The organism is Streptomyces sp. NPDC051364, from assembly GCF_040682115.1.
GTDB lineage: Bacteria > Actinomycetota > Actinomycetes > Streptomycetales > Streptomycetaceae > Streptomyces.
On the sequence record NZ_JBFBAH010000001.1, the window covers coordinates 430,447 to 457,151 of the forward strand.

The 26,705-nt window shown below is 71.3% G+C and carries 24 protein-coding genes and 1 pseudogene; 9 read left to right on the forward strand and 16 right to left on the reverse strand.

Translation table 11 applies throughout. The annotated features are described in order from the left end of the window. Positions 1-123: 123 nt before the first annotated feature. From AB0M76_RS02080 to AB0M76_RS02090, 3 genes are all read right to left on the reverse strand, one after another. On the reverse strand, positions 124-1,950 hold the full coding sequence (locus AB0M76_RS02080; protein WP_266665614.1) for an acyl-CoA dehydrogenase: 1,827 nt from the start codon (positions 1,948-1,950) through the stop codon (positions 124-126). 116 nt (positions 1,951-2,066) lie between these two features. After that, entirely contained in the window at positions 2,067-2,432 is a 366-nt protein-coding gene (locus AB0M76_RS02085; RefSeq protein WP_365951062.1) for an ATP-binding protein, read from the reverse strand. Continuing rightward, positions 2,429-2,635, reverse strand: coding sequence for a hypothetical protein (locus AB0M76_RS02090; RefSeq protein ID WP_365951063.1), 207 nt, complete (start codon positions 2,633-2,635; stop codon positions 2,429-2,431). The genes AB0M76_RS02085 and AB0M76_RS02090 overlap by 4 nt, the downstream gene beginning before the upstream one ends. A gap of 113 nt (positions 2,636-2,748) precedes the next feature. Between AB0M76_RS02090 and AB0M76_RS02095 the strand changes: the two genes are divergently transcribed. From AB0M76_RS02095 to AB0M76_RS02105, 3 genes are all read left to right on the forward strand, one after another. After that, positions 2,749-3,606 (forward strand): helix-turn-helix transcriptional regulator, encoded by an 858-nt coding sequence (locus tag AB0M76_RS02095; RefSeq protein WP_365951064.1) that lies wholly within the window; start codon positions 2,749-2,751, stop codon positions 3,604-3,606. Continuing rightward, the gene (locus AB0M76_RS02100; protein WP_365951065.1) at positions 3,587-3,802 is read left to right on the forward strand and encodes a DUF397 domain-containing protein; all 216 of its coding nucleotides are present in this window, start codon (positions 3,587-3,589) and stop codon (positions 3,800-3,802) included. Before AB0M76_RS02095 ends, AB0M76_RS02100 begins: the two co-directional genes overlap by 20 nt. Positions 3,803-3,883: 81 nt before the next feature. Beyond that, entirely contained in the window at positions 3,884-4,348 is a 465-nt protein-coding gene (locus AB0M76_RS02105) for an SseB family protein (protein WP_266665613.1), read from the forward strand. Positions 4,349-4,384: 36 nt separating this feature from the next. On the opposite strand, the gene AB0M76_RS02110 is transcribed toward AB0M76_RS02105, so the two are convergent. After that, positions 4,385-6,013: a helix-turn-helix domain-containing protein gene (locus AB0M76_RS02110; RefSeq protein ID WP_365951378.1), complete on the reverse strand. Its 1,629-nt coding sequence runs from the start codon at positions 6,011-6,013 to the stop codon at positions 4,385-4,387. 458 nt (positions 6,014-6,471) lie between these two features. Here AB0M76_RS02110 and AB0M76_RS02115 point away from each other — a divergent pair, with 458 nt between their 5' ends. The 4 genes from AB0M76_RS02115 (at position 6,472) to AB0M76_RS02130 (ending at position 8,584) form a co-directional block, all read left to right on the forward strand. Continuing rightward, entirely contained in the window at positions 6,472-6,708 is a 237-nt protein-coding gene (locus AB0M76_RS02115; RefSeq protein WP_365951066.1) for a hypothetical protein, read from the forward strand. Between the two features lie 82 nt (positions 6,709-6,790). Then, positions 6,791-7,159, forward strand: a complete 369-nt coding sequence (locus AB0M76_RS02120; RefSeq protein WP_365951067.1) for a hypothetical protein — start codon at positions 6,791-6,793, stop codon at positions 7,157-7,159. Positions 7,160-7,311: 152 nt separating this feature from the next. Next, a complete protein-coding gene (locus AB0M76_RS02125) occupies positions 7,312-7,476 on the forward strand; it encodes a hypothetical protein (RefSeq protein ID WP_365951068.1) in 165 nt (54 codons plus the stop codon). 121 nt (positions 7,477-7,597) lie between these two features. After that, positions 7,598-8,584: a pirin family protein gene (locus AB0M76_RS02130; protein WP_365951069.1), complete on the forward strand. Its 987-nt coding sequence runs from the start codon at positions 7,598-7,600 to the stop codon at positions 8,582-8,584. Between the two features lie 48 nt (positions 8,585-8,632). On the opposite strand, the gene AB0M76_RS02135 is transcribed toward AB0M76_RS02130, so the two are convergent. The 8 genes and pseudogenes from AB0M76_RS02135 to AB0M76_RS02170 form a co-directional block, all read right to left on the reverse strand. Continuing rightward, positions 8,633-9,901 (reverse strand): ABC transporter permease, encoded by a 1,269-nt coding sequence (locus AB0M76_RS02135; RefSeq protein ID WP_365951070.1) that lies wholly within the window; start codon positions 9,899-9,901, stop codon positions 8,633-8,635. A gap of 17 nt (positions 9,902-9,918) precedes the next feature. Further along, positions 9,919-10,686 carry an ABC transporter ATP-binding protein gene (locus AB0M76_RS02140; protein ID WP_365951071.1) on the reverse strand — a complete coding sequence of 256 codons (768 nt, stop codon included), beginning with the start codon at positions 10,684-10,686 and terminating at the stop codon, positions 9,919-9,921. Then, positions 10,683-12,203: a peptidoglycan-binding protein gene (locus AB0M76_RS02145; protein ID WP_365951072.1), complete on the reverse strand. Its 1,521-nt coding sequence runs from the start codon at positions 12,201-12,203 to the stop codon at positions 10,683-10,685. Before AB0M76_RS02145 ends, AB0M76_RS02140 begins: the two co-directional genes overlap by 4 nt. A 19-nt stretch (positions 12,204-12,222) precedes the next feature. Next, the gene (locus AB0M76_RS02150) at positions 12,223-12,771 is read right to left on the reverse strand and encodes a hypothetical protein (protein ID WP_365951073.1); all 549 of its coding nucleotides are present in this window, start codon (positions 12,769-12,771) and stop codon (positions 12,223-12,225) included. Then, on the reverse strand, positions 12,768-13,703 hold the full coding sequence (locus AB0M76_RS02155) for a hypothetical protein (RefSeq protein WP_365951074.1): 936 nt from the start codon (positions 13,701-13,703) through the stop codon (positions 12,768-12,770). Before AB0M76_RS02155 ends, AB0M76_RS02150 begins: the two co-directional genes overlap by 4 nt. Before the next feature lie 103 nt (positions 13,704-13,806). Continuing rightward, the gene (locus AB0M76_RS02160; protein ID WP_365951075.1) at positions 13,807-14,112 is read right to left on the reverse strand and encodes a hypothetical protein; all 306 of its coding nucleotides are present in this window, start codon (positions 14,110-14,112) and stop codon (positions 13,807-13,809) included. A gap of 310 nt (positions 14,113-14,422) precedes the next feature. Continuing rightward, positions 14,423-15,493, reverse strand: a complete 1,071-nt coding sequence (locus tag AB0M76_RS02165; protein ID WP_365951379.1) for an AI-2E family transporter — start codon at positions 15,491-15,493, stop codon at positions 14,423-14,425. Between the two features lie 113 nt (positions 15,494-15,606). Continuing rightward, positions 15,607-16,358: pseudogene (locus AB0M76_RS02170) on the reverse strand (hypothetical protein). Between the two features lie 136 nt (positions 16,359-16,494). On the opposite strand from AB0M76_RS02170, the gene aspS reads away from it, so the two are divergent. Then, positions 16,495-18,312, forward strand: a complete 1,818-nt coding sequence (aspS, locus tag AB0M76_RS02175) for an aspartate--tRNA ligase (RefSeq protein WP_365951076.1) — start codon at positions 16,495-16,497, stop codon at positions 18,310-18,312. A gap of 72 nt (positions 18,313-18,384) precedes the next feature. Here aspS and AB0M76_RS02180 read toward each other — a convergent pair whose 3' ends face one another. After that, positions 18,385-19,992: a VWA domain-containing protein gene (locus AB0M76_RS02180; protein WP_365951077.1), complete on the reverse strand. Its 1,608-nt coding sequence runs from the start codon at positions 19,990-19,992 to the stop codon at positions 18,385-18,387. Positions 19,993-20,285: 293 nt separating this feature from the next. Here AB0M76_RS02180 and AB0M76_RS02185 point away from each other — a divergent pair, with 293 nt between their 5' ends. Further along, on the forward strand, positions 20,286-22,388 hold the full coding sequence (locus AB0M76_RS02185) for a PhoX family protein (protein ID WP_365951078.1): 2,103 nt from the start codon (positions 20,286-20,288) through the stop codon (positions 22,386-22,388). 108 nt (positions 22,389-22,496) lie between these two features. Here AB0M76_RS02185 and AB0M76_RS02190 read toward each other — a convergent pair whose 3' ends face one another. From AB0M76_RS02190 to AB0M76_RS02200, 3 genes are all read right to left on the reverse strand, one after another. Continuing rightward, on the reverse strand, positions 22,497-23,780 hold the full coding sequence (locus tag AB0M76_RS02190; protein WP_365951079.1) for a HAMP domain-containing sensor histidine kinase: 1,284 nt from the start codon (positions 23,778-23,780) through the stop codon (positions 22,497-22,499). A 15-nt stretch (positions 23,781-23,795) separates the two neighbouring features. Beyond that, on the reverse strand, positions 23,796-24,515 hold the full coding sequence (locus tag AB0M76_RS02195) for a hypothetical protein (protein WP_365951080.1): 720 nt from the start codon (positions 24,513-24,515) through the stop codon (positions 23,796-23,798). A 92-nt stretch (positions 24,516-24,607) separates the two neighbouring features. Then, positions 24,608-26,605: an FUSC family protein gene (locus tag AB0M76_RS02200; protein WP_365951081.1), complete on the reverse strand. Its 1,998-nt coding sequence runs from the start codon at positions 26,603-26,605 to the stop codon at positions 24,608-24,610. Positions 26,606-26,705 lie beyond the last annotated feature (100 nt).

Here is a 26,705-nt window from a genome sequence, read left to right on the forward strand (position 1 = left end):
CGCCGGTGGACCGCCGGCAGGCCGCGGGTACGCCGTCCTCACGCCGCCGGTACGCCGGTGGCCGGACCCCCGCAGAGGGTCCGGCCACCGGTGTGCGACTGCCGATGCGGCGCAGCCGGGTGGTTAGAACGCAGCCTCGTCGAGCTCCATCAGGGTGTTGTCGACGGCCTCGGCCAGCGCGCGGGCGACCGAGACGTTCGGCAGGACCTGCGAGGCGAAGAACTTCGCGGCGGCGATCTTGCCGGTGTAGAACGGGACGTCCTTCGCGGAGGCGGTGGCCAGCTTCTCGGCGGCCACGGCCGCGCCCTTGAGCAGCAGGTATCCGACGACCACGTCACCGGACGCCATCAGCAGGCGGGTGGTGTTCTGGCCGACCTTGTAGATGTTCTTGACGTCCTCGCCGGTGGCGGTGAGGTCGACGATCATCTGGCCGACGATGGCCTCCAGGTCGACTGCGGCCTTGGCGAGCGCGTCGCGGGCGCCGGCCAGCTCCTCGCCGCCGACGGCCTCGGCCAGGAACTTCTTGATCGTCTCGGAGAGGACGTTCAGCGAGGCACCCTGGTCGCGGACGATCTTCCGGAAGAAGAAGTCTTGGCCCTGGATCGCGGTGGTGCCCTCGTAGAGGGTGTCGATCTTGGCGTCGCGGATGTACTGCTCGATCGGGTATTCCTGGAGGTAACCGGAACCGCCGAAGGTCTGCAGGGACTGCGCGAGCTGCTCGTACGAGCGCTCCGAGCCGTAGCCCTTCACGATCGGCAGGAGCAGGTCGTTCAGGCCGATCTCGGCGGAGGCGTCCTCGCCCGCGGCCTGCTTGAGCTGGATCGCGTCCTGGACGGAGGCGGTGTACAGGACCAGGGCGCGCATGCCCTCGGCGTACGCCTTCTGCGTCATGAGCGAGCGGCGCACGTCGGGGTGGTGCGTGATGCTGACCTTGGGCGCGGTTTTGTCCATGAAGTTCGCCAGGTCCGGACCCTGCACGCGCTCCTTGGCGTACTCCAGGGCGTTCAGGTAGCCGGTGGAGAGCGTCGCGATGGCCTTCGTGCCGACCATCATGCGGGCAAACTCGATGATCATGAACATCTGGCGGATGCCGTCGTGCTTGTCGCCGATCAGCCAGCCCTTGGCGGGGTGCTGGTCGCCGAAGGTCATCTCGCACGTGTTGGAGGCCTTGAGGCCCATCTTGTGCTCGACGTTCGTCGCGTAGACGCCGTTGCGCTCGCCCAGCTCGCCGGTCTCCCAGTCGAAGTGGAACTTCGGGACGAGGAAGAGGGACAGGCCCTTGGTGCCGGGGCCGTGGCCCTCGGGGCGGGCGAGGACGTAGTGGAGGATGTTCTCCTCCATGTCGTGCTCACCGGACGTGATGAAGCGCTTGACGCCCTCGATGTGCCAGGAGCCGTCCGCCTGCTGGACGGCCTTGGTGCGGCCGGCGCCGACGTCCGAACCGGCGTCCGGCTCGGTGAGGACCATGGTGGAGCCCCAGCGCTTCTCGACCGCTATCTGCGCGACCTTCTTCTGCGCCTCGTTGCCCTCTTCGAAGAGGATGCCGGCGAACGCCGGGCCGGAGGAGTACATCCAGATGGCCGGGTTCGAGCCGAGCAGCAGCTCCGCGTAGGCCCAGATCAGGGAGCGGGGCGAGGTGGTGCCGCCGATCTCCTCGGGCAGGCCGAGACGCCAGTACTCGGAGTCCATGAAGGCTTCGTAGCTCTTCTTGAAGGACGCCGGGACGGGCGCGGTGTTGGTGGCCGGGTCGAAGACCGGCGGGTTGCGGTCGGCGTCCGCGAAGGATTCGGCCAGCTCGTTCTCGGCGAGGCGGGCGATCTCGGACAGGACGCTCTTGGCGGTGTCGGTGTCCATCTCACCGAACGGGCCGGTGCCGTACAGCTTGTCGCGGCCGAGCACCTCGAAGAGGTTGAACTCGATGTCGCGGAGATTCGACTTGTAGTGCCCCATGGCGACGGCTCCGTTAAGGCTCGGGAAGACAGGTTCCTCGTACATACCAATCGGTAACAACATGATGCTACCCGCGGGTAATAACGGCAACCCTTCCGAGCCGACTGTGACCAGGGTCAAAGCTCGCACCAGACCGTCTTGGTATCCGGGCCCCGGGTGACGCCCCAGCTCAAGGTCACGGCGTCGAGCAGGGCCAGCCCGCGCCCCGACTCGTCCGTACCGGTCGCCAGGCGCTGTACGGGCCACATCTGCGGATCGGGGTCGGTGAGCTCGACCCGCGTACGGGCTGCCCTTCCGCTTCCGCTGACGCGCAGGGTGATGGGGGTGCCCTCGCCGAGGTGGGTGATCACGTTGGCCAGCAGCTCGCTGACGCAGAGCTCCGCCTCGGGGCAGGCCTCGTCGCCGAGGTGCTCGCGCACGGCGTGTCGAAGCAGGGCGGCGGCCTTGGGGACGGCGAGCAGTCGGATGGTGAGGGCGTTCACCGGCCGGCCAGGACGTCGGCCAGGAGCCGGGCGGTGGCCGGGTTGCAGTTGCCGAGGGCGATCAGGGGCGGGGTGCGGTAGCTGCCCGCGTAGGAGAAGAGGTGGAGGTCGAGGGAGGGGAGTGTGATCCCGTGCGCGGCGAGGGCGGCGCGGAGCTCCGTCAGGGCCTCGATCGCCTCGCGGTCGGCGGTGTGGTCGCTCATGGGGGCCTTCCTGTGCGGACTGACTGTGACGGACTGCTCACAGACTGGCGCGGGTCGGCGTAGCGTGGGAAGGGTTTCGGATCCACGGCGCGAAGTGTGGAAGGCGGGCGATTGTGGCCGCGCGTAAGGACATTGATGGCTCCGAGAGTGTTCCGGCCTTCTACGGCACGGAACTGCGCTGGAGGCGGGAGGAGGCTGGCCTCACGCTTCAGCAGGCGGTGGAAGGCAGCTTCTATGGGGCTACGTATCTGAGCGAGATCGAGCGCGGCCAAAGGCGCATGCCGATGGACCTGGCCTGTCATGTCGACCGGGTGCTGCATGCCGATGGGTTCTTCGAGCGGCGCTGCGAGGACGTCCGTAAGGCCCGGAGCGTCGGCCATGCCAAGTACGCCGAGAGGGTTCTGGATGCTGAGAAGCTCGCGGAAACCATCGAGGAATGGAGCCCGACCGCGTTCCCGGGCCTGTTGCAGACGGAAGCGTACGCGCGAGCCCTCGCCCGGGCGGAACGTCCCCTGGAGCCCCGGGAGGAGACCGACATCAAGGTCAATGCCCGACTCGCGCGGGCAGAGCTCTTCGAAGGCGCCCACGGGGCGCCCGAGTACTGGGTGATCCTGCACGAGTCGCTGCTGCGGCTGCCGATCCTTCTGCCGCAGCGGATGGCGGAACAGCTCGACCATGTCGCGGCCCTGGTGCGGCGACAGCGGATCGTTCCACAGATCGTTCCGTGGAACGCCGGAGCGCATCCATTCATGGCGGCCGGAACCGTCCTCATCCTGACCTTCGGCGACGCACCGCCGCTGGTCTACACGGAGTCCCTACACAGCGGTGTCACCATCGACGATCCGGCCCTCGTGAAGCGGTATCGAAGGTCGTACGATCTGCTCAGGGCCGCCGCGCTACCGCCAGAGGCGTCCCTTGCCATGATCGAGGCGGCCGCAGAGGACTATCGAAATGGCAAGCAGCCACATTGACTTGAACGCCGTGCGCTGGCGTACTAGCAGCTATACCAACAGCGACGGAGGTACCTGCGTCGAGGTCGCCGACGGCCTGGTCGGACTCGTACCCGTCCGGGACTCCAAGAGGCCGCACGGCCCCGCAGTGATCGTCACGGCCGGTGCGTGGGTGCCGTTCGTGCGGGCGCTGAAGGCCGGGGAGCTTCCCGCCTGACGTCGGCCCTTCCGCCCACCCCTGGAGGGGACTGGCCGGTACCGGCCGGTATGGGGGCAGCCGCTCGGTAGTCTGTGCCGCATGTACGGCTACGACCAGACTCCGGGTGCCCAGCAGCAGTACGCGCCGCCGCAGCCCCCGCCGCAACAGGGCTACGCGCAGCAGGCGCCGCTGTACCCCGAGCCCTCGCCGCCGTCGCTCGCCGACGCGGTGCGGGCCTTCACGACCGGGTCGCTGTCCGCCGAGGACTTCCAGCAGATCTTCGCCACGTCGAAGGTCTACTGCCCGCGCGGCGAGACTCCGGGCTTCCTGGCGCTGCACAACACGCAGCAGCCGGTGATCCCCATGTTCACCACGCTCAAGGAGCTCCGCCGGTACGCCGGCAAGGAGTCCAAGTACTTCGTGATCACCGGTGCCGAGGTGATCGACCTGCTGCCGACCGGCTATGGCTTCGTCCTCGACATGGAGGGCGACCACCGGATGGTCTTCGACGCGAAGGCGGTCGAGCAGATGGTCGACTTCGCGATGCGCCGTATGTACGGCTAGACGCCGTTGTCGGGGGACTGGCGGATCCCCCGACCGTCACGGCGCCGGCCCGAGCAGCACCGGCAGGGCCGTGACCTCGACCGTCCCGTCGGTGCCGACGGGTGAGGTCGTGTCGTCGAGGTGGCGTACCGCGGTCACGCCCCAGGGTGCCTTCAGGCGGGACGTGCCGGTGGGGTTCCAGACGATCGCCAGCTCGACGCCGTCGCGGTCGAACCGGCACTGCCAGACCCCGTCCGGCAGCCCGGCGGCGACACCGTTGCCGCAGGAGTGGATCCGGGTGCCGTGCACCCAGCGGCGCAGTTCCTCCACGTACAGGGCGGCGCGGGTCGGATGCTGCCCGTCGGGCTGCATCACGATCGGGATCTTGCTGCCGCCCCAGTTGTAGAAGTACATGCGCTGGTAGCGCGCGTACAGGCCGACGAGGAAGAAGCGGACGGCGTTCGCGGAGGCCGCCGGCTCCTCCAGGGGCCTCTGGAGCGGGATGTCGTACGTGGTGCCCGTGCTCCACAGCTTGGGGTGCGAGCCGCCCCGGTGGAACGCGCGGTCGATCTCGCCGACCAGGCCGAGCATCTGCTCGGGCGGGTCCGAGGCGGTGCGCTGGTACAGCTTGACCCCTGCGACGTCGCAGGAGTCGTACCCGCGCAGCTCGGAGAAGCGCTCCAGCGCGCGCATGCCCTCGGCCTCCCAGAGTCGGCCCATGGAGGGGCAGACGACGGTCGCCTCCGGATCGACGGCGTCGAGCACGGCCTTGGCGCCGCGGGTCATCTCGACCAGGGTCTCCAGGCTCCCGCTGAAGTAGCGGGCGTCGTTGCCCATGACCCAGAGCTCATAGGCGTCGATGCGGCCCCGGTAGCGGCCCGCCACCGCCGAGACGAAAGCCGTCCAGTCGGCGAGGTCGTCGGGCGGGCTGGTGCGCGAGCCGTCGTCGTACGCCGTGTGCGGGCCGTTCGGGCTCGCCCAGTCGGGGGTGCCGCCCATGGTGAAGACCACGGGCAGGCCGGCCTGGTTCGCGGCGGTGACCAGCCGGTCGAGGATCGACCAGTCGTACACGCCGCGCCGGGGCTGGATGTTCGACCACCGGGTGCGGCTGTCCCAGAGGCGGACCGTGTCGATCTGGAAGGTGGGCATGGCCCCGGTCGAGGAATTGAGCGTCATGCCGAAGATGCCGTTCGGCACGGGGGTCGGGGCCTGGGTCCAAGGCGGGGCCGTGGCGGTCGCGGCGGGTGCCGCGGCCGGGCTCTGGCCGGTGGAGTGCGTGGAGCCGCTCAGCGAGACGACGCACAGCAGGATGAAGGCGATCGAGGCGACGGCGACGCGCGCGGGCCGGGCCGCCGGGCGGGGTGGCGCGGGGTCGAGGGCGGGGGTGGGACCGGGGGCAGGAGTGAGGGTGAGGGCGGGGGCCGCTTCCTTCTTCTCCCCTTCCTTCTCCTCCTCGCCGGTGGCGGCCTCCGGATCCGGGACGGAGGCCGCCACCCAAAGGCGATACAGGTCGGACAGCTCGCGGGTATGCGCACCGCATAATCGGGCGATTCTCTCCGCCGTGCCGAACTCGATGGGAATCACGATTCCCCGGCAATAGCGGTGTACCGAGGAGCGGCTCATATGTGCTTTACGGGCCAGTGTTTCGTAGCTGTAGCCGCGCCGGTCTTTCAGCTCGGTGAGCAGATCTGCAAATTGCTGCCGGGCCTTGGCCGATCCGGCCGACCCCGGATGTTTGCCTTCCGTGTGTCGTGCGCTGGACTCGCTCACGAACGATCCCCCCTCGGTGCCGGACATCCGTCCCAGGAGTCGGCATTTCTGCAGGTCAGGATGGGTTAACCATCCCAGCGTCCCAGCTTAGTCCACACCCTTGCGGCGTAGCCCGTCCCTTTCGCAGTCTTTGTCGCAGCGGGGGCCGGAAGCCGCCGCGGACAAACGGCCACATCGGAGGAATGCGAGACATGTCTGTGCGTAATCTGCGCCGCGCTGCGAAATCCGCACTGGTCGCCACGGTCGCTTTCACGGGCCTTTCCCTTGTGGCTGCCCAGCCCGCTGCGGCGGCCACGGAGGGAACCACGGGAATGGAGTGCAACTGGATTTGCGGGAAGGTGACGAATTCCACCGATCATGGAGTTTCCGTCACCTTGGAATGGGGGAATTCCGAGGCGGACGCCTGGAAGTGGGAGCGGTGGGTGTTCCCCCACTCGTCCATGGGCGGCGACTTCAGCGGGGTCGACGTCGACGGCGTCTACATCCCCGGCGGCTGCACGGCGATCGGCGTCCTCTTGAGCGGCCCCACCGCGTACCCCTTCGTGTGGGGCAGCGGCTGGCACAAGATCTCGGACCCCACGAACGCGGTCATCAAGGGCATCTCCTGCTAGCCGGCGGCACCGGGCCTTCCGGCCGCCAACCACACCATGGCGCGTTCCACGACGCGCGTTCCACGACAAGGGAGACAAGGCAATGAAGCGTATGTCGATCCGCACGAAGCTCGCCGCCGTCGCGGCCACCGGGGTCATGACGCTGGGCACGGGGATCCTGGGGGCAGGATCCGCGCAGGCGGCGCCCTCGGACTGCACGGTGGGCTACGTGTGCATCTACGGGCAGGACTCGGGCTGGAACAACATCATCTGGGCGAAGGACCGGGCCGGCACCTACAACCTGGACAACATGAACGGGAACCACGTCATCTACAACAACCAGACCGGCGGCTGGAAGTTCTGGACGTGTACCGGCTACAACGGCACGGGCTGCTCGAGCGGCTACCTGCCGGCCGGCGCGTACATGGTGAAGGACCTGACCCCGATCAACTCGGTCAAGATCACGCCGTGACGTAGCAGCGGGAGGGGGTGGGGCGGAGTCTGAGCCGAGGTTTCGGGCCTGTCCGAAAGGATCGCGGCGGCGGCCGCGACTCCCGAACATCGGTACTGCGGGGGATGGACGAGGGGTCCCCCGCAACGCATTTCCGACACGAGGAGGCAGCAATGACTCGTACGACTTCCACGACGCGTACGCGGCTTCGCGCAAGGGCGGCCGCCGTGCTGACCGCGGTGGCTCTGGCGGTGGGCGTGGGCGCCCTCGCGGCGGCCCCGGCCGAGGCCGCTACGGCGCACGTGTGCCGCTACGCGGACCCGGCCTGCACCGGCTGAGTCGCGGGCGCACGATGAGCCATGGGCCCCGGGGGAATTCTCCCGGGGCTCCTTCTGTTCTGTCCCGTGTGGCAGAAAGTTCGAGTTTCAACTAAACTCGACGCAGAAGGAGGTTCCGACCATGCCTGCAGTGACTGTGGAGAACCCGTTGACGCTCCCCCGCGTCGCCGAGCCCGCCCCGGAGACCGCCGCCCGCAAGGTGCTGGCCGTCACGACCGCTCCCGGTGGGTTCGAGGGCGAGGGGTTCCCGGTGCGCCGCGCGTTCGCGGGGATCAACTACCAGTACCTGGACCCGTTCATCATGATGGACCAGATGGGCGAGGTGGAGTACGCCCCGGGCGAGCCCAAGGGCACCCCCTGGCATCCGCACCGCGGCTTCGAGACCGTCACGTACCTGATCGACGGAACCTTCGTCCACCAGGACAGCAACGGCGGCGGCGGAGTGATCAACGGCGGTGACACCCAGTGGATGACCGCCGGCTCCGGCCTCCTGCACATCGAGGCCCCGCCGGAGTCCCTCGTCGTGTCCGGCGGCCTCTTCCACGGCCTCCAGCTGTGGGTGAACCTCCCCGCCTCCGACAAGATGATGCCCCCGCGCTACCAGGACATCGGCGGCGGCCAGGTCCAGCTGCTGTCCACCCCCGACGGCGGCGCCCTGCTCCGCGTGATCGCCGGTGACCTGGCCGGCCACGCCGGCCCCGGCATCACCCACACCCCGATCACGATGATCCACGCGACCGTCACCCCGGGCGCGCAGGTCACCCTCCCGTGGCGCGAGGACTTCAACGCCCTCGCGTACGTCATGGCCGGGCGCGGCAGCGTCGGCACCGACCGGCGGCCCGTCCACACCGGGCAGACGGCGGTCTTCGGCGACGGCGGCTCGATCACGGTGCGGGCGGACGAGGCCCAGGACTCGAACACCCCGGACCTGGAGGTCATCCTCCTCGGCGGGCGCCCGATCCGGGAGCCGATGGCGCACTACGGGCCGTTCGTCATGAACAGCCGGCAGGAGCTCCAGCAGGCCTTCGACGACTTCCAGGCGGGCCGGCTGGGGACCATCCCCACCACCGCCCGGGAGCGCACGAAGTCGGCGGAGCAGCACTCCTGACCGCGGCGGCACCGGCGGACACCCCCTAAGCGGCCTCCCCGAGGCCGCTTAGCGGCGCAGGGCCTCCGCCGGCTGCGTACGGGAGGCCCGCCAGGCCGGGTACAGGCCGGCCAGCACCCCGGTGACCAGTCCGATCAGCGGCGCCACGGCGACGGTGACCGGCGACATCACCGGGGTCCAGTCGCGCAGCGCCGACACCCCGACCACGGTCAGGGTGCCGAGCGTGGTGCCGACCAGACCGCCCACCGCACCCTGCGCTGCGGACTCGGCCAGGAACTGGGCGGTGATGTGCCGCCCGCGCGCCCCCAGGGCCCGGCGCAGCCCGATCTCCCCGGTCCGCTCCAGCACCGCGACGAGCGTGGTGTTGGCGATCCCGACCGCCCCGATGACCAGGCAGATCGCCGCGAGCAGCAGGAACAGCTGGTCCAGATCGGAAGTCACCCCCGCCCGCAGGGTCTTCGGGTCCGGCGGCGGCGCGGGCGTCAGCCAGTCGGGATGGTCCGGGCGCAGTGCGAGCGGGAGTTCCGCGGCCACCTGCCGGGCCGCGCCGAGCTCGGTCACCACCAGCATCCGGGCCCGCTGGGCGTTGTCCGGCGGCCCCCACAGCTTCTCGGCGGTGCTCCGTGGCACGATCACCGACAGCAGCAGGTCCGGCTTGCGGTCCGCCCCGCTCGCGATGCCGACCACGGTGAACGGGTGCTCGCCGATGAACACCGCCGGGCGGCTCTCCAGCGTGGTGATGCCGAGGCGGGCCGCCATCGCCGAGCCCACCACCGCGACCTGTTCGGTGCGCCCGTCGTGGAAGGCGTCGTACGCCCGGCCCGAGCCCAGCGTGAGCTCGGCCGCGCGCAGCATCCCCGGGGAGGCCGCGACCACCGGGATCCGCTCGCCCGTCGCCCCCGCGACCGGGGCGGACCGAACCGTGGTCTCGCCCAGCGGCACCGGCCAGAACACCCCTGCGGCGCGTACCCCGTTGAGCGTGCCCGCCCGGGCGTCCGCGTCGCGGGGGAAGGCGAGGGGCACCTGCCGGGCGAGCTGGGGATCGCCGCCGCCGGCGGTGTCCTGGACGCCGACCTCGGTGGCCGTCAGCGCGTTGAAGCGGCTGTCGATCTGCGAGGAGGCGGTGGCCGTGAGGCCGAGGATCGCCACGAAGGTGCCCACGCCCAGGACGGTGCCGAGGCCGGTCAGCGCGGAGCGGGCGGGCCGCTGGAGCATCCCGGCCAGGGCCTCGGAGAGCAGGTCGCGCAGGGACAGCCGGGAGGGCGTGATCCCGGTGTCGGCCCGCCGCCTTCGCTTGATGCTCCCGATGCTCCTCATGCGGGCACTGATGCTCCTCATGCGGGGACGACCTCGCTCAGGACCCCGTCGCGGATGGACACCGTCCGCCGGCCGCGGGCGGCCACGTGGGGGTCGTGCGTGATGACCAGCAGGGTCAGCCCGTCGGCGTGCAGCGCGTCCAGCAGGGCCAGTACGGCGCCCGCCGTGGCGGTGTCCAGGTTCCCGGTGGGCTCGTCGCACAGCAGCAGCGAGGGTTCGGCGACCAGGGCGCGGGCGATCGCCACGCGCTGGCGCTCGCCGCCCGACATCCGGGTCGGGAGATGGCCGGTGCGGTGGCCGAGGCCGACCCGCTCCAGCGCCGTACGGGCCCGGTCGGCGCGCTCCGCGCGCGGGATGCCGTTGTAGACCATGGCGAGGCGGACGTTCTCCAGGGCGCTGCGGTGCGGCAGGAGATGGAAGGACTGGAAGACGAAGCCGATGCGCTGCCCGCGCAGGGCGGTCCGGTCGCGGTCGCGCAGGGCGCCGGTGTCGATGCCGTCGAGCAGGTACCGCCCCGTGGTCGGGGCGTCGATGAGCCCCGCGACGTTCAGGAAGGTGGACTTCCCGGAGCCGGAGGGGCCGACCACGGTGACGTACTCGCCGCGCTCCACGGTCAGTTCGCAGGGCCGCAGCGCCTGGACGGGCGGCGGTCCGGGGTAGGTGAGGCCGACGCCCTCGAAGCGGACGACCGGGGCGGGGTCGGGCGCGGCGCCCGGAGCGGCGTCCGAGGCGGCTTCCGAGGCCGGGTGGGCGGCCGGGTCCGCGGCCGGGTGGGCGGCGGTCATGGCTTCGCCTGCGCGACCAGCACCCGGTCGCCGTCGGCGAGCGCGCCACCGCCGACCGGCTCGACCTGGACCATTCCGTCGGCGGACATCCCGGCCCTGACCTCGACCCGGCGCCGGGCGTCCGCGGCGGCGGGGTCCTTGCCCAGCACCGTGACGGTGGTCCGGCCGTCGGCGCCCGCCGAGACGGCGGAGAGCGGTACGACGAGCACCGGCTCCCCGGACGAGGCGGCGGTCACGGTGAGCCGTACGCCCTGGCCGGAGAGCCGGGGGTCGAGGGTCTGGTCGGGCTTGACGGTCAGTGCGTACCCGCCCGCGTCCTGTGCGGTGGCCGGCGGGTTGTCCCCGGAGCCCGTGCCGGACCCGGCTCCGCCTCCGCCGCCCGTCGGGGAGCCGGCCGCGGCCGGGGTCGGGTCGGTGGCGACCGAGCCGACGGTCCCGGTGGCGGTGAGCCCGGTGGCCTCGGACAGCACCTCGACCTTCATCCCGGCCTTGACCAGGTCCTTCTGGTGCGCCGGGAGCGAGGCCCGGATCACCGGGGCGCCCGCCGAGAGGGTCAGCAGCCCGTCCGGGACGGGTTCGCCTACCGCGGCCTTGACCACGTCCACGCGGGCCGGGAAACCCTTGACGAAGACGAGCTCGTCCGCCGGGACCATGGGGCCGGCCGCCGCGCGGGCCGCCTCCAGGCGGCTGGTGGCCTTGGCCAGGTCCTGCTGGGCGAAGGTGAGCTGCTGCTGCGCCTCGGCGGTGTCGGTGCCACCGCCCGCCTTGGCCTTGGCGAGGGCGCTCTTGGCGGTGGTGACCCCTCGCTGGGCGGTGTCGGCGGCGTCCTCCGCCGCCTGGAGCTTCTCGGCGTCGGCGGGGTCGGCCGGCCGCGGTGTGTAGCCGAGCGCGGCGTAGAGCGCGGTGACGGCGGCCTTCGTACCGGCGCCGTACGTGCCCGCCGGATCCTTGCCGGTGGCGTGGCCGAGCGCCTTGAGCCCCTCCTGGAGCTGCCCGACGTCCTTGCCGGTGGCCCCGGGCTTCAGGTCCCGGTACCCGGGCAGGGCCCCGGCCAGCGCGAACACCGGCCGCCCCGACACCTCGACCAGTACCTCGCCGGCCTGTACGGCGGCCCCGGGCTGTTTGTTGACCCGCGTGACCACGGGCTTCCCGCCCGTCCCGGCGGCAGCGGTGGCCCCGGCCCCCGGGGACACCGCCAGCGACTGCTCGGCGGTGACCGTGCCCCGTACGACCACGGAGGAGGTGAGCACCCGCCGTTCGACCCGGTCGGCGAGGACGGACGCGGGCGGCGCCGCAGCATCGGCCGCGACCTGGGCGGGGGAGCGGATGGCGCCGGCGAGGACCACCCCGGCCCCGGTGAGGGCGACGGCGCCCGCGACGACCCAGATCAGGATCCGGCGCCGCCGGCCGAGCGAGGCCCGTACGTCATCGGGCCCGCCTGCGGCGTCCGGCTTCTCGGCGGCGTCCTTCTCGGCGGCGTCCGGCTCCTCGGGGGCAGCGGCCTCTTGATGTTTCACGTGAAACCCACTTCTTCGTTCAGCAGTTCTCGCCGAGCACCTCGAGGGAACTCACCTTCCACGGGGCGCCCTCCTTCTCGCGGGTCAGCGTGAAGGCGCCCATCTGGGTCGGCTTGTCCTGGAGTTGGTCGACGGGCTGACCGGTCTTGGCGTCATGGATGAGCCAGCGGTCCAGATCGACGCAGTCGTGCAGGATCCGGGTCTGTGCACCGGGGGTCTCCACGCCGTCGATCCGGTGGCCCACCTCGCCGAGCAGCACCTGGCCGCCGGTCTTCGAGTGGGCGAGGTTGTCGCGGAGCTCCTGCAACTGCTGCCCGGTGGCGACCCGTTCGACGGCCGGATCCTGGGGATCGGGCGCCCGGTTCGCCGCGAGCCACGTGGCCCAGTACGCGTCGTACGCCTGCTGCACGTCCGGGCTCGGCGGCTCCAGCACCGACCGGGTGCTCGCACCTGCCGGGGAGGCGGCGGAATCCGCGGTGCACCCGGTCGCCAGGAGGAGCGCCAGAGCCGCCGCCAGGGCCGGCAGCAGGCCGGAAAGCGTGGCCCACGGGCCGGCCGGGGCCCTCACGCCGAGCCGTCCTTCAGCACCTTCTCCGCATATGTGACCTGCTCGTCCAGGCGCTTCTTCTCCTGGTCCAGATCCTGCTTGCGCCGTTCGATCAGGCCTTTCTGGTAGGCCGTCAGGACTGCGCTCCAGGTGTCGGTGAGCTTCGTCTTCTGCTTGCAGGACACGTCCGTGGTCGCGGCGGTGATCTCCTCGGAGGTGACGGGCCCGGTCCACCGGGTGCCCTCCATCTGCTGGAGTTCCCAGGGCGTCTTCACCTGGAACCCCGCATCGCGCATACAGGTGCTCCACTGCGTGATGCCCGCGACGATCCGGCTGTCGCCGCGCGCCCGGTCGCCGGCCTGCTGCGTGAGTTGGTCGACCAGGCTGTTGCCGGCCGGGGCCGCGGACGGGCCGGTGGTGCTCCTCGGGTACAGCTTGCGGTCGGCCTCGCCCGAGCAGCCGCCCTCCGGGGCGCCCGGATGGGCCGGTCCGCCGTCCTGCGGGCCGAACAGGGCGGCCGTCTCGTTCGGGTCGCGCTTCTTCTCGCCGGCCGCGTCGCGGTCCGGTAATGCGCCGGACCGGTACCCGTACTTCTTCGCGGATTCGGCGTCGACCAGGCCGATTCCGGTGGTGGCCCGGTGCGCACCGGCGTTGGTGACGTAGGTGCTCGCGTTCTTGAAGGAGGCGAATCCGATGCGGTGCATACAGGACTCGGTGAGCAGGTCCTGTGCCTGCCGGAGCACCTTCGCCTGGTTCTGGTCGAAGGCGTAGGCGTCGAGCGGGAGTACGGCGTTCGCCGGGTCCTCCTGCGGCGTGACGCTCACCTGAGGTTCGGCCGTGGGACCGTCCGGTCCCCCCTGTTTCGCCGACGGTTCGGCGGTGCAGGCGCCGAGCGCTGCGACCGCGACGACACCGGCCAGCAGCAGGGGCAGCCGTTGGCGTGCGTGGAGCACGATCAGCCTTTCCGTGGTGGTCTGGTGGTCGTACACTGCCCGGCACGCCCGGGGCCGGGACCGATTCCAGCGGTCCCGGCCCCCGGCGGCTCCGAGCGCCCGATCAGCAGGGATTGGCCGCCCACTTGGTGATCAGGGTCATCGAGCTGTACCCGGTGACGCCGGTGTTGTTGTTCTTGTGCCTGTCCCACCACTTGTTGCCGTTGATCACGGTGCCCGACTTGTAGCAGATGGGCGTGATGGTGTGGCTCCGGTAGCCGAGGCCGTTGACGGAGGCCGAGGTGCTGGAGTTGGAACGGATCCGGACCCCGTCCTCGGTGTAGTCGCCGGCGTGGGCCACGGTCACGGAGCCCATGACGATCGTCGCGGCGGAGAGTGCCACTGCGGTGAACCTTGCTGCCTTGCGCACGCTGTCTCCTCTTGGATATCGGACACGTCGTGGTGCAGCCGAGAGGAATGCTCCGCGGCACAAGTGCTGCAGCGGCCCCCCGGTCCGGTGAAAGACGATGGCACGAAGACGAATGCCGTACCAGGGGGATGCGGGCGTGAGGCGGAGACCGGCTTGAATGCTGCGTTTCGGGGCGCGTGGCCGGTTACACGGACTCTTCAGATCCTTTTGGGCATCTCCGCAGGAGGAGGCGGTGGCCGGAAAACGGACCCCTTGGGTTCTCCGCGAACGGATGATCGAGGACCGCTTCGCGGTTGTCCTGAAACCCTCGCTACTCCGGCTTCTCGTGTTCCTCAGGGCGCTCGGCTCCCGCGTAGCGCCCCCGAAGCTCCGACACCACGCCGAACGCGGCCGCCGTCATCGGCACGGCCAGCAGCATGCCCAGGATCCCGGCGACGCTGGCGCCGGCGGTGATGGCGAGCAGGACCACGGCCGGGTGCATCTGCACGGTGCGGCTCTGGATCACCGGCTGCAGGACGTGCCCCTCCAGCACCTGCACGGCGAGCACCACGCCCAAGGCCCACAGGCCGATGGCCCAGCCCCGCTCGGCGAACGCGACGAGGACGGCCACCGCGCCGGAGATGAAGGCGCCGAGGTACGGGATGTACGCGCCGACGAACACCAGGGCGCCGAGGCCGACGGCCCCGGGGACACGGAGCACGAGCAGGCCGACGGTGATGAAGAAGGCGTCGATCAGGGCGATGAACGTGGTTCCGCGCATGAAGCCCTCGACGGCGGCGAAGGCGCGGCGGGCCATGGCCTCGGCGGTGTCGGCGGTGTCGCCGGTGGCGCGCGGCGCGAGCGAGCGCAGGGCTGCGGAGGCGCGGTGGGAGTCGCGCAGGAAGAAGAACATCAGCAGCAGGGCGAGGACGGCCGTGGCGAGCATCTCGCCGACGACGCTGATGCCGGCGATGACGCCGGAGGCGGCCGTACCGCCGTACTTGGCGAGCAGCTCCTTGGCGTTGGAGGCCAGGTCCTCGAGGGAGGTCCCGGCGGCCCCGAAGTGCTTGGCGAGGAGCTGCCCGGCCTGCTTGAGGGAGCCGACGATCTGATCGCCGGTGCTGATCAGGGCGTGGACGACGACGTACGTGGCGCCTCCGAACACCACGAGCACGGTGAGGCAGGTGAGCGCGGCGGCGAGGGAGCGCTGCACCCCCGTCCTCACGAGCCGCCGGTACATCGGCCCGAGCAGGGCCGCTCCGAGCAGCGCGAGCAGCACGGGCGTGACGACCGGCTTGAAGGTGATGCACAGCCACACGCCGACGGCGACCACGCCGGTGACGAGCAGGACGGCCGCGCACCACGCGGCCAGTCGCCTGACCGGCGGGGGGAGCAGAGTCAGCACGGGTGCATCCAACCATGGCATTCCGGTGCGGATCGGGCACGGCGCTCGCACCGACGGCCCCGGCTGGGACGGGTGATCTTTCCTTGCCGGCTGGGACGGGCGGTCGTCCTTCAGTCGTCGTTCGCCTGTTCGTGCATCTCGAACCAGATCGACTTGCCCTCGCCGCGCGGGTCCACGCCCCAGGTGTCCGCCAGCATCTCCATCAGCAGGACGCCCCGTCCGCTCGACGCCATCTCGCCCGGATGCCGCTTGTGCGGCAGCTCATCGCTGGCGTCCGCCACCTCGATGCGCAGCCGCCGCGTCCCCAGCTCGCCCACCGCCTCCGCGACCAGCAGCGCGTCGCCGTCCGTGTGCATGAGGACGTTCGAGGGCCCGTGCACGGCCTGGACCAGCAGGTCGGGGAGTTTCTCCAGGCCGTCGATTCATGGGTCCCGGGATCGTGCGTCTCGGATTCGAGGATCGCCCGCAGCCGCGCCCAACCCGTGTCCAGGTCGTGCCCGCCGGTTTCGATGAGCCCGTCGGTGCCGATCAGCTCGTAGTCGACGCGGCCGTCGACCGAGCGGTTCTCGAGGGGTTTGGAGCGGCTGCGTACGGTGCGCAGCACCCGCCCGTCCTCGTCCATGATCCGCAGCCGGGCCTCCGCGAGGGTGCCCTCGGCCACCGCGAGATTGACGATCCCGTTGATCTCGTTCCAGTCCACCGGGTGAAACCGCGACCGTACGGCGACCTCAGGCAGGTCGACGGGCTCCGCAGGCAGCCCGAGGAGCCGGGCTGCCTCGCTGTCCAGAGTGACCGTCCCGGAGGCGTTGTCCCATCGCCACAGGCCGGTCGCGATGGCGGCCAGGACGTCCTCGGTGCGCACCCGGTCATCTTTACAGGTCATCCCCCCGGCGTGCCTGTTCGCGGGGGCTGCCGGGCACTCCCGCACGGTCCCCGGCCCGGACGGTAACCTTGTGAGGGTTAAATCCACCCTGGTATCGCGAAGAACTGGATGACTGATGCATCGGTACAGGTCCCACACCTGCGGCGAGCTCCGCGCCTCTGACGTCAACGCAGACGTCCGGCTGAGCGGCTGGCTGCACAACCGTCGAGACCTGGGCGGCATCCTCTTCATCGATCTGCGCGACCACTACGGCATCACGCAGCTCGTCGCCCGCCCCGGCACCGCCGCGGCCGCCGTCCTGGACAAGCTCTCCAAGGAGACCGTCGTCCGCGTCGACGGCAAGGTCGTCTCGCGTGGCGCCGACAACGTCAACGCCGACCTGCCCACCGGCGAGATCGAGATCGAGGCCGTCGAGGTCGAGGTGCTCGGCGCGGCGGCCCCGCTGCCCTTCACCATCAACACCGACGACGGTGTGAACGAGGAGCGGCGCCTGGAGTACCGCTTCCTCGACCTGCGCCGCGAGCGCATGCACCGCAACATCATGCTGCGCTCGGCCGTCATCGCGTCGATCCGCTCCAAGATGGTGGCCCTCGGCTTCAACGAGATGGCGACCCCGATCCTCACCGCGACCTCGCCCGAGGGCGCGCGTGACTTCGTCGTCCCGTCCCGCCTGAACCCGGGCAAGTTCTACGCCCTGCCGCAGGCCCCGCAGCAGTTCAAGCAGCTGCTGATGATCTCGGGCTTCGACCGGTACTTCCAGATCGCGCCGTGCTTCCGCGACGAGGACGCCCGCGCCGACCGCTCGCCGGGCGAGTTCTACCAGCTCGACGTCGAGATGTCCTTCGTCGAGCAGGAGGACGTCTTCCAGCCGATCGAGCGCCTGATGACCGAGCTCTTCACCGAGTTCGGCAACGGCCGCGAGGTCACCTCGCCGTTCCCGCGGATCCCGTTCCGCGAGTCGATGCTGAAGTACGGCAACGACAAGCCCGACCTGCGCGCCAAGCTGGAGCTCGTCGATATCACCGACGTCTTCGAGGGCTCGGAGTTCAAGGCGTTCGCCGGCAAGCACGTGCGTGCGCTGGCCGTCCCGGACACCGCCGCGCAGCCGCGCAAGTTCTTCGACGGCCTCGGCGAGTATGCGATCTCGCTGGGGGCCAAGGGCCTGGCGTGGGTCCGCGTGGGCGAGGACGGTGCGCTGACCGGCCCGATCGCCAAGTTCCTCACCGAGGAGAACGTCAAGGTCCTCACCGAGCGCCTGGGCCTGGTCCCCGGCCACGCCGTGTTCTTCGGCGCGGGTGAGTTCGACGAGGTCTCCAAGATCATGTCGGGCGTCCGTGTCGAGGCGGCCAAGCGCGCCGGCCAGTTCGAGGAGAACGTCTTCCGGTTCTGCTGGATCGTCGACTTCCCGATGTACGAGAAGGACGAGGAGACCGGCCGGATCGACTTCTCGCACAACCCCTTCTCCATGCCGCAGGGCGGCATGAAGGACCTCGAGGAGAAGGACCCGCTCGACATCCTGGCCTGGCAGTACGACATCGTCTGCAACGGCATCGAGCTGTCCTCCGGCGCCATCCGCAACCACGAGCCCGAAGTCATGCTGAAGGCCTTCGCGATCGCCGGTTACGAGGCCGAGACCGTCGAGCGCGAGTTCGCCGGCATGCTGCGTGCCTTCCGCCTCGGCGCCCCGCCGCACGGTGGCATCGCCCCGGGCGTGGACCGCATCGTGATGCTGCTCGCCGACGAGCCGAACATCCGCGAGACCATCGCCTTCCCGCTGAACGGCAACGCGCAGGACCTGATGATGGGCGCGCCCACGGTCCTCGAGGAGTCCCGCCTGCGCGAGCTGAACATCGCGCTGCGCAAGCCGGTGGAGACGAAGCCGGCGGAGGCCAAGCCGGTCGCCGAGGCCGTCCACCCGGACGCCGCGCGGTAATCGTTCGCAGGTGAGACGAAGGGCCCGGGATCCGATGGATCCCGGGCCCTTCGTCGTACGTACGGGCGGGGCTCAGAAGCTCTGGAGCAGCCCCTTGACCAGTGCGCCGGACGTCAGCTCGGCGGGGGCGGGGCCGGCGTGGAAGAAGCCGGCGTTCTCGGCGTCCAGCTTGCGCAGGAAGTCGAAGGCCTTGGCGTCGTGGTCGCCGAAGGCGACGAACTGCCAGTGGACGCCGGGTGCGGAGGCGGCGGCGTCGGCGAGGGCCTGCTTCGCGGGCCGGACGCTGTCGGGGGCACCGTCGGTCTGGAACACCACGAGGGCGGGGTGGTCGCCCCCGTCCTTCTGGTAGCGCTCGACGACCTGCTCCACGGCGCGGTGGTAGCTGGTGCGGCCCATGTGGCCGAGTTCGGCGTGGCGGGCCTCGACCCAGGCGCCGTCGTGGGCGTCGAGGGTCAGGTCGGCGGTGCCGTCCACGTCCGTGGAGAAGAACACGGTGTGCACGGTCGCCTCGTCGTCGAGGTGGGCGGCGAGGGCGAGGGCGTGGTCCGCGAGGTGCTGGGCGCTGCCGTCCTTGTAGAACGGGCGCATCGACCCGGACCGGTCCAGGACCAGGTACACCTTGGCCCGCGCACCGGCCTTGCCCTTGCCCCGGAGCACCTGCCCGGCGGCCTTGTAGGCCCCGGCCACCCCGGGCGCCTGCCGCTTCACGGCAGCCAGCGCATGAGCCGGCCCCTCTTCGCCGACCGGCTCCGCCACGATGTCCTCGACCTCGACCTCGACCTCGACCTCGGCCACCGGCTCCGCACCCGGGGCCTCGGCCTCGGCTGCGATGACCTCGACCTCGGGCTCGGCTTCGACCTCGGCCGCGGGGGCCTCGGCCTCGGGCTGTACCTCGGCCACCGGCTCGGCGGCGGCCTCTTCGGCCGCCTCCGGCGCAGGCGCCTCGGCCGCAGCCGCTTCGATGACGACCTCCTCGGGCTCGGCCTCGGGGGCCTCGGCCTCGGGCTGTACCTCGGCCACCGCCTCGGCCACGGCCTCTTCGGCCGCCTCCGGCGCAGGCGCCTCGGCCGCAGCCGCTTCGATGACGACTTCCTCGGGCTCGGCCTCGACCACCGGCTCCGCCACGGGGCTCTCGGCCTCGGCTGCGACGACTTCGGCCACGGGGGCCTCGGCCTCGGCTGCGATGACCTCGGCCTTGACCTCGGCCTTGACCTCGGGCTCGGCCGTGGGGGCCTCGGCCTCGGGCTGTACCTCGGCCACCGGCTCGGCGGTGACCTCGGCCACCGGCTCGGCGGTGACTTCCTCCGGCTCGGCCTCGGCCACCGGCTCCGCCGTGGTGGTCTCGGCCTCGGCCGCGACGGGCTCGGCTGCCGGTTCGGCAACCGGCTTCGCCGCAGCCGCAGGTTCCTGCTGAACCGACCCCGGCATGGGGCGGCGGGCCTCCGGGACCGTGGGGTCCGGCGCCGGGGCGGTGAGAAGGGTCCCCGGTTCACGGTCCCGCGGAGCGGACTGCGGGGGAACCGTCGGATTGTCGAAGGACGCCGCGACCAGTTCGGCCGCCACGTCCAGGGGGGTGCGTTCCGCCTGGTTCGGGACGGCTGCCGAAGTGCCGTCCGTCGTCTCCGGAACCGGCTCGGCAGACCGTCCGAACACCTTGCGCAACAAGCTCCGAATACCCATGGGCCAGGCCTTTCGCATGAGTGCGTGCGTCATTTGTCCGTGCTGCGCGGTTGATCCCTGCCCAGAGTGGACACGTAAGGTTATCGGCCGCTTGGCTGGAACTTCGGCAGGGGCGCCCTTCGTGGCGCCCGGCCCGCCCAGCACACACCCCATCTTGCCGAACTCCCGCACCGACGTGCCCGGTTCACCGGGCGTTCATCCCGCCGCCGCCGCATCGGCGCAACTCGCGCCTACCGTCACGGCTGGATTCGACCGACACGATGTCGGCGCCCGTGCATCTACGGAGGACATTCGTGCGCAAGCTTCTGCCGCTCATAGGCAACCCGCATGGGGGCGGCCGTTCCGCCCTCACCTGTCGCTACCGCTGTGGTGACGCCTGCTTCCACGAGGTGCCGAACAAGAGCGACAACGAGTACGTCGGCGACGTCATCGCCCGCGCCTACTCCCGCCGCTCGATGCTGCGCTCCGCCGCCGTCGTCACGGTCGCCACCGCTGCCAGTACCGCCATCACCCTCAGCGGCAACGGCTCCTCGGCCACCGCCGCCCCCGCCGCCGACGCCCAGGGCGCCGCCGCGGACGCCGCCGACGCCGCGGGCGCCCGCGGTCTGCGCTTCAAGGCCGTCGCGCCGAACACCGACGACCGGGTCACCGTCCCCGAGGGCTACGAGCAGAACGTGGTCATCCGCTGGGGCGAGCCGATCGTCAAGGGCGCTCCGGGGTTCAACGCCGACAAGCAGACCGCCGCCGCCCAGGCCGGCCAGTTCGGCTACAACAACGACTTCCTCTCGCTGCTCCCGCTCGGCAGCGACTACGAGCGCCAGCAGCTCCTCGTGGCCAACCACGAGTACACCGACGAGATCCTCATGTTCAAGGGCTACGACCCGGCGAACCCGACCCGCGAGCAGGTCGAGATCGCCTGGGCCGCGCACGGTCTCGGCGTCGTCGTCGTCCAGGAGGACCACCGCAGCGGCAAGCTGACCGCGGTCAACCGCCACCAGCTCAACCGCCGCCTCACCGCGACCAGCGAGTTCAAGCTCACCGGCCCGGCCGCGGGCAGCGCCCTGGTGAAGACCTCCATCGACGCGACCGGCACCAAGGTCCTCGGCACGCTCAACAACTGTTCCGGCGGCACCACCCCGTGGGGCACCACGCTGCACGGCGAGGAGAACTTCAACCAGTACTTCGCCAACGCCGGCCAGGTCACCGACCCCGCCCAGGCCGCCCGCCTGAAGCGCTACGGCGTCACCACCGGCGCCACCGAGCGCAAGTGGGAGCGCTTCGACAAGCGCTTCGACGTGCTCCAGGAGCCCAATGAGCCGCACCGCTTCGGCTGGGTCGTCGAGCTCGACCCGTACGACCCGAACTCCACCCCGCGCAAGCGCACCGCGCTGGGCCGCTTCAAGCACGAGGGCGCCCAGCCCCGCCTGACCGAGGACGGCCGTCCGGTCGTCTACATGGGCGACGACGAGAAGTTCGACTACTTCTACAAGTTCGTCTCCTCGAAGCAGATGAAGAAGGGCAACTCGCGCGCGGCGAAGGAGCACAACCTCACGCTGCTCGACGAGGGCACCCTGTACGTCGCCAAGCTGACCGGTGACTCCCCGGCCGCGGAGATCGACGGCTCCGGCAAGCTCCCCTCCGACGGCCAGTTCGACGGCTCCGGCGTGTGGATCAAGCTGCTCACCTCCTCCCCCTCCGGCAACGTCTCGCACGTCGAGGGCATGACCGCCGAAGAGGTGGCCGTCTTCACGCGCGAGGCCGGCGACAAGGTGGGCGCGACCAAGATGGACCGCCCCGAGGACATCGAGCCCTCGCCGCGCACCGGCCGCGTGTACGTGGTCCTCACCAACAACAGCGACCGCGGCAAGGCCGGCAAGGCCGGTGCGGACGAGGCCAACCCGCGCAACCTGAACAAGCACGGCCAGATCCTGGAGCTCGCCGAGAACTTCGACGACCCGGCCGGTGACGGCTTCGCCTGGCGTCTGTTCCTGGTCGCCGGTGACCCGAAGGACCCGTCCACCTTCTTCGCGGGCTTCCCGAAGGACAAGGTCAGCCCGATCTCCTGCCCGGACAACGTGACCTTCGACCTGCACGGCAACCTGTGGATCTCCACGGACGGCAACCAGCTCGGCTCCCACGACGGCCTGTTCGGTGTCGCCACCGCCGGTGACCGCCGCGGTGAGCTGAAGCAGTTCCTGACCGTCCCCCGCGGCGCCGAGACCTGTGGCCCGCTGGTCCAGGACAAGCGCGTCCTGGTGGCCGTCCAGCACCCGGGCGAGATCGACGGCGCGTCCGTCGAGAAGCCGCAGTCGGTGTGGCCCGACGGCCCCGGCAAGATCGTCCGTCCGGCGGTCGTGTCCGTCTGGCGCAAGGACGGCAAGAACATCGGCGTCTGATCGGGCCGGCAGGCGCGGTCGGTTGCCCGGTTGAATCCACCCCTGGGTGGGCCGTGTTTCACGTGAAACACGGCCCACCCAGGGGCATTTCACCCTAATGTTCGCCTGTCAGGCGTCCGTCAGACGTCCGACGGGGAGCCTGAGCGTGGTCACCGCCCCGCCGTCGGGTGCGTTGCCGAAGCTCAGGGCGATCTCCAGGACCGCCGCCTGGCCGGCCGCGATCGTCAGGCCCAGCCCGTGCCCCCGGCCGCGGCCCGGGTCCCCGGTGCGGAACCGCTGCGGGCCCTCCTCGATCAGCTCGGGCGGGTAGCCGGGTCCGTGGTCGCGCACCACCACCACCGGGCCCTCGACGGTCACCTCGACCGGTGGTTCCCCGTGCTTGTCGGCGTTGACCAGCAGATTGGCCAGGATCCGGTCCAGCCGCCGCCGGTCGGTGAGCACCACGGCGTCCCGGATCACCCGTACCGAGGCCTCCACGCGGGTCGCCGTGACGGCCCGCTGCACCGCCTGGCCGAGTTCCACCCGGGCCACATCCGCCTGCTCGACGCCCGACTCCAGCCGGGAGATCTCCAGCAGGTCCTCGGTGAGCAGGTGCAGGGCCTTGAGCCGGTCGTTGATCATCTCCTTGGGGCGGCCCTCCGGCAGCAGGGCGGCCGCGGCCAGCGAGCCGGTGAGCGGGGTGCGCAGCTCGTGCGCGACGTCCGCGGTGAAGCGCTTCTCCGCCTCGATCCGCTTCTGGAGGGACGCGGCCATCGAGTCGAGCGCCTGCGCCACGTCCCCCACCTCGTCGCGGTGGCGTGGCAGACGCCGGCCGCTGCCCTCGTACGCGCCGCGCGTGCCGTCCTCCTCGGCGGGGAACCCGACACGCGCGTCCAGGTCTCCGGCGCTGATCCGGCGGGCGACGGCGGCAGTGGTCGTCAGCCGCCGGCTGATCCGGTGGGCGAGGAACACGCCGGCCAGCGCGACCACTCCGGCCGCGAGCGCCGAGGAGGCGAGGATCGCGGTGTCGATGTCCCGCAGCCGGTGGCGGGTGCTCTCGTACGGGATCCAGACGGTGAGGGCCTTGCCGTCGGCGGGTGCGGCGGCCCACATGACGGGTACGTCGTCGTGTTCGCCGACCATGCTGCCGGTCAGGCCGCGGGCGACCAGTTTCCGCAGCGGCCCCGGCAGCCCGGGCGGGTCGAGGGCGAGGTTCACGTCACCGTGTGCGGTGCCGTACTGGTAGTGGGCGAGGGCGTGCTCCAGCTCCCGGTCCGCGTCCTTGCGCACCTCGCCGACGATCTGCCGGGCGACCACGTTGTGCACGAGGATCCCGAGCGCCGCCGCGACCGCGCAGCACACCGCCGCGATGGTCAGGGCGATCTTCCAACGCAGGCTGCTCATGACCCGCATCGCGGCCCGGCCCCCTCAGACCCTGCTCGTCGAGCACGGGATGGCGCTGTCCTTCGTGCCGGCGCATTCGTCGAGGGTGAGCTGGGAGAGGTTCATGATCCCGGCCTTCGGGTCCCATACGTAGTCGGAGACGGAGACCTTGTCCGGGTTCGAAGTCGGCTCGCGGACCGCCAGGTGCTCGGCGGCCACCTCCACGCCCTCCAGCACCCCGCGCCGGGACAGGATCCGGGCGATCGACCCGTCGTCGCGGACGGTGTAGACGCGCAGTTCGCTGACCCGGCCGTCGACGTCCAGGGCGGTGATCAGCTCCTCCCGGCCGTTGCCCGTCACGTCGCGCAGGACCGCGGGCCGCACCGGGCAGTACGGACCTCCGTCCACAGCCTGTGTACACAGCGCGATCCGCTGCACCGCCCGGGGGTCGACGAGGCGCCCGGTCCCGCCGTCCTCGGCGGCGGCGGCGGTGATGTCGGCCCGTACGACGTCCACCGCGTTCACGCCCTGCATGCTGAGGTTCGCGACCTTGGGCAGGCCGGGGACCACGGCGGCCTTGCCGGGCTCCTGGCCGGGGCCGGGCGGGTCCGGGTGGATGTTCTCCCACAGGGTCTCCGGGGCGTGCACCGTGCCCAGGTCGCCGTCGTTGTGCAGCCCGTCCACGTCGGCGCACCCGGCCGTCGCCGCGAGGACGGCGGCGAGGACCGGGGCCGCGGCGCGGACGCGCGGGGAGAGGCGCCTCATGCACCGATGCTCTCCCGTCCCGGCCGTACGGGCCCGGCCCCGGGGCCATTCGGGCGACAGCTGCGGTCCGGTGCCCGGTGGACGGTCCGGCGTCAGTGGTCCGTGGAAGCGATCGCGCGGGCCGCCGCGACCTCCTGGCGCACCGGGGCCAGGACGGAGGTCTCGTCCCCGGGCCGCGGGGCCGCGGGCCGCAGCTGGGCCGGGGTCCGGGCGCTGCGCACCCCCTCGGCGAGGGCGTGCAGGTCGGTGATGACGCTCGCCACCTCCTCGTCGCGTGGGGCTTGGGCGCCGTGGTTGACCCGGACCCGGGCGGCGGTGGTCGCGTCCACGATCCGCTCGACGGCGACGACCAGCGGCCACCAGGCGGCGGCCCGTGCCCCCGTCGGCGGCGGCTCCGTCAGAGCCCGCTGGAACTCGTTCCGTACGCCGGACATGTCCCGGTAGATCCGCCGCCGGGCCTGGAGCCGGGCCGTCCGGGCGGCCTGGCGCCCGGCCTCCGTCTCCGGATGGCCCCCGAAGGCCCGCTCCACGTACCGGGCCGCATCGTCCACGGTGTCGGCGAGCCGGTCGCCGATCCGGGTGTGCCAGCTCTCGGGCCACAGCAGATAGCCGAAGACGAGGGCGATGCCGCAGCCGATCAGGCTGTCCAGCAGCCGGGGCCGGATCAGGTCGAAGCCCTGGTGGTTGAGGAGGTCCGAGAGCAGCAGGATCACCGGGGTGATCGCGGCGGTCTGGAAGGCGTACCCCTTGACGGAGAACACGGGGATCAGTGCGGCGAGCACCACCATCACCGGCACGTCCCACCAGCCGCGCGGCACCTCCGCGAGCACGGCGGCGGCCACGACCAGCCCGGCCGCCGTCCCCAGGGCGCGCAGCAGGGCCCGGGAGAACACCGAGCCGAAGTCGGGCTTGAGGACGAAGGTGACGGTCAGCGCGACCCAGTAGGACCGCTCCACCGGCACCAGGGAGACCAGTGACTGGGCCAGCCCGATGCACAGCGCGAGGCGCAGCCCGTACCGCCAGGAGGCTCCGGACAGCATCATGTCGCGCACGGCCCGCCGGGCCCGGACCGTCAGCGCGGCGGGCCGGCCGAGCCGGTCGTCGACGTTGTGCAGGTCCGGGTCGGGCAGGTGCACGATGGCCGCCGCATGCCGCAGGGCCGCGTCGAGGGCCCGTTCGGCGGGCGTGTGCGGCGCGGGCAGCTCCAGTACGGGTTTCCCGGTGCGGCCTTGTTCCACGGCCTGTGCCAGGTCCCGTACGGCCGCCGGGATCTCGGGCGGCAGGGCTCTGCCGCGCAGGTGCATGGCGGGTGCGGCCTCGACCAGCGGGATCACCACGTTCAGCTGGGCCAGCATCCGTACGAGGGAGGGGCTGCGGCCGTGCACCCGGGCGCGGCGGCCCAGGACCAGGTCGTAGGCCTGGTTCAGGGCGTGCGTGACCTGCCGGCGGCGCTCGTCGTAGTCCGGTCCGCCCGCGGCTTCCAGGGCGTCGGCGAGGGCCCGGTAGGTGGCCGCCACGGCGGCGCGCTCCGGTTGCCGCCCGCGCAGCGGCCAGCCCAGCAGGGTCAGCAGGAGGACGAACAGCCCGCCCGCGGCGAGCAGCAGAGGCGCGGTCCACCAGGGCCGGGGGAGCGGCAGGCCTGCGCCGACCACGGCGTCGAGGAGCAGCAGCAGTCCGGAGACGGAGGCGACCGTGCCGATCGAGGAGATCATCCCGGAGACGAGGGCGATCAGGGTGAGGGCGCCGACGGCGAGCCAGCCGTGGCCGAAGACCAGGGTGCCCAGGGCGACTCCGATCGCGCCGAAGAGCTGCGGCACGGCGATGTTCAGGATCCGCATCCGGTAGGCGTCGGCGGTGTCGCCGATGACCCCGGACAGGGCGCCCATCGAGACGAGGGCCCCGTACTCGGGCTCGTTCAGGGCGAAGCCGACGGCGAGCGGGGCGGCCATCGCGACGCCGGCTCGCGCGGCCGCGGCCCAGGGGATCGGGGCGGTGCTCGGCCGCAGTCCCTTGAGCAGCCAGGCGGGCGGAGCCAGCGGACGGTGCCGGGATCGCCCGGAAGGTATCTGTTCGGTGCGTTCGGTGCTCATTCAGCTTCCGTGCGGCCGCTCGTGAATCGGTTCTTCTGCGCTGTTCCGTGGTCTTGCGTTCTTCTTGCGTTCTTCTGGGGCGGTCTGAGTGCGTTGGTAC

Excerpts from the sequence above, each read along its gene's own strand:
- AB0M76_RS02125 (WP_365951068.1), top strand. The coding sequence starts at position 7,312 with ATGACTCGTACGACTTCCACGACGCGTACGCGGCTTCGCGCAAGGGCG.
- AB0M76_RS02120 (WP_365951067.1), top strand. The coding sequence starts at position 6,791 with ATGAAGCGTATGTCGATCCGCACGAAGCTCGCCGCCGTCGCGGCCACC.
- AB0M76_RS02105 (WP_266665613.1), top strand. The coding sequence starts at position 3,884 with ATGTACGGCTACGACCAGACTCCGGGTGCCCAGCAGCAGTACGCGCCG.
- AB0M76_RS02195 (WP_365951080.1), bottom strand. The coding sequence starts at position 24,515 with ATGAGGCGCCTCTCCCCGCGCGTCCGCGCCGCGGCCCCGGTCCTCGCC.
- AB0M76_RS02100 (WP_365951065.1), top strand. The coding sequence starts at position 3,587 with ATGGCAAGCAGCCACATTGACTTGAACGCCGTGCGCTGGCGTACTAGC.
- AB0M76_RS02200 (WP_365951081.1), bottom strand. The coding sequence starts at position 26,605 with ATGAGCACCGAACGCACCGAACAGATACCTTCCGGGCGATCCCGGCAC.
- aspS (WP_365951076.1), top strand. The coding sequence starts at position 16,495 with ATGCATCGGTACAGGTCCCACACCTGCGGCGAGCTCCGCGCCTCTGAC.
- AB0M76_RS02090 (WP_365951063.1), bottom strand. The coding sequence starts at position 2,635 with ATGAGCGACCACACCGCCGACCGCGAGGCGATCGAGGCCCTGACGGAG.
- AB0M76_RS02135 (WP_365951070.1), bottom strand. The coding sequence starts at position 9,901 with ATGAGGAGCATCGGGAGCATCAAGCGAAGGCGGCGGGCCGACACCGGG.
- AB0M76_RS02080 (WP_266665614.1), bottom strand. The coding sequence starts at position 1,950 with ATGGGGCACTACAAGTCGAATCTCCGCGACATCGAGTTCAACCTCTTC.
- AB0M76_RS02180 (WP_365951077.1), bottom strand. The coding sequence starts at position 19,992 with ATGGGTATTCGGAGCTTGTTGCGCAAGGTGTTCGGACGGTCTGCCGAG.
- AB0M76_RS02130 (WP_365951069.1), top strand. The coding sequence starts at position 7,598 with ATGCCTGCAGTGACTGTGGAGAACCCGTTGACGCTCCCCCGCGTCGCC.
- AB0M76_RS02190 (WP_365951079.1), bottom strand. The coding sequence starts at position 23,780 with ATGCGGGTCATGAGCAGCCTGCGTTGGAAGATCGCCCTGACCATCGCG.
- AB0M76_RS02140 (WP_365951071.1), bottom strand. The coding sequence starts at position 10,686 with ATGACCGCCGCCCACCCGGCCGCGGACCCGGCCGCCCACCCGGCCTCG.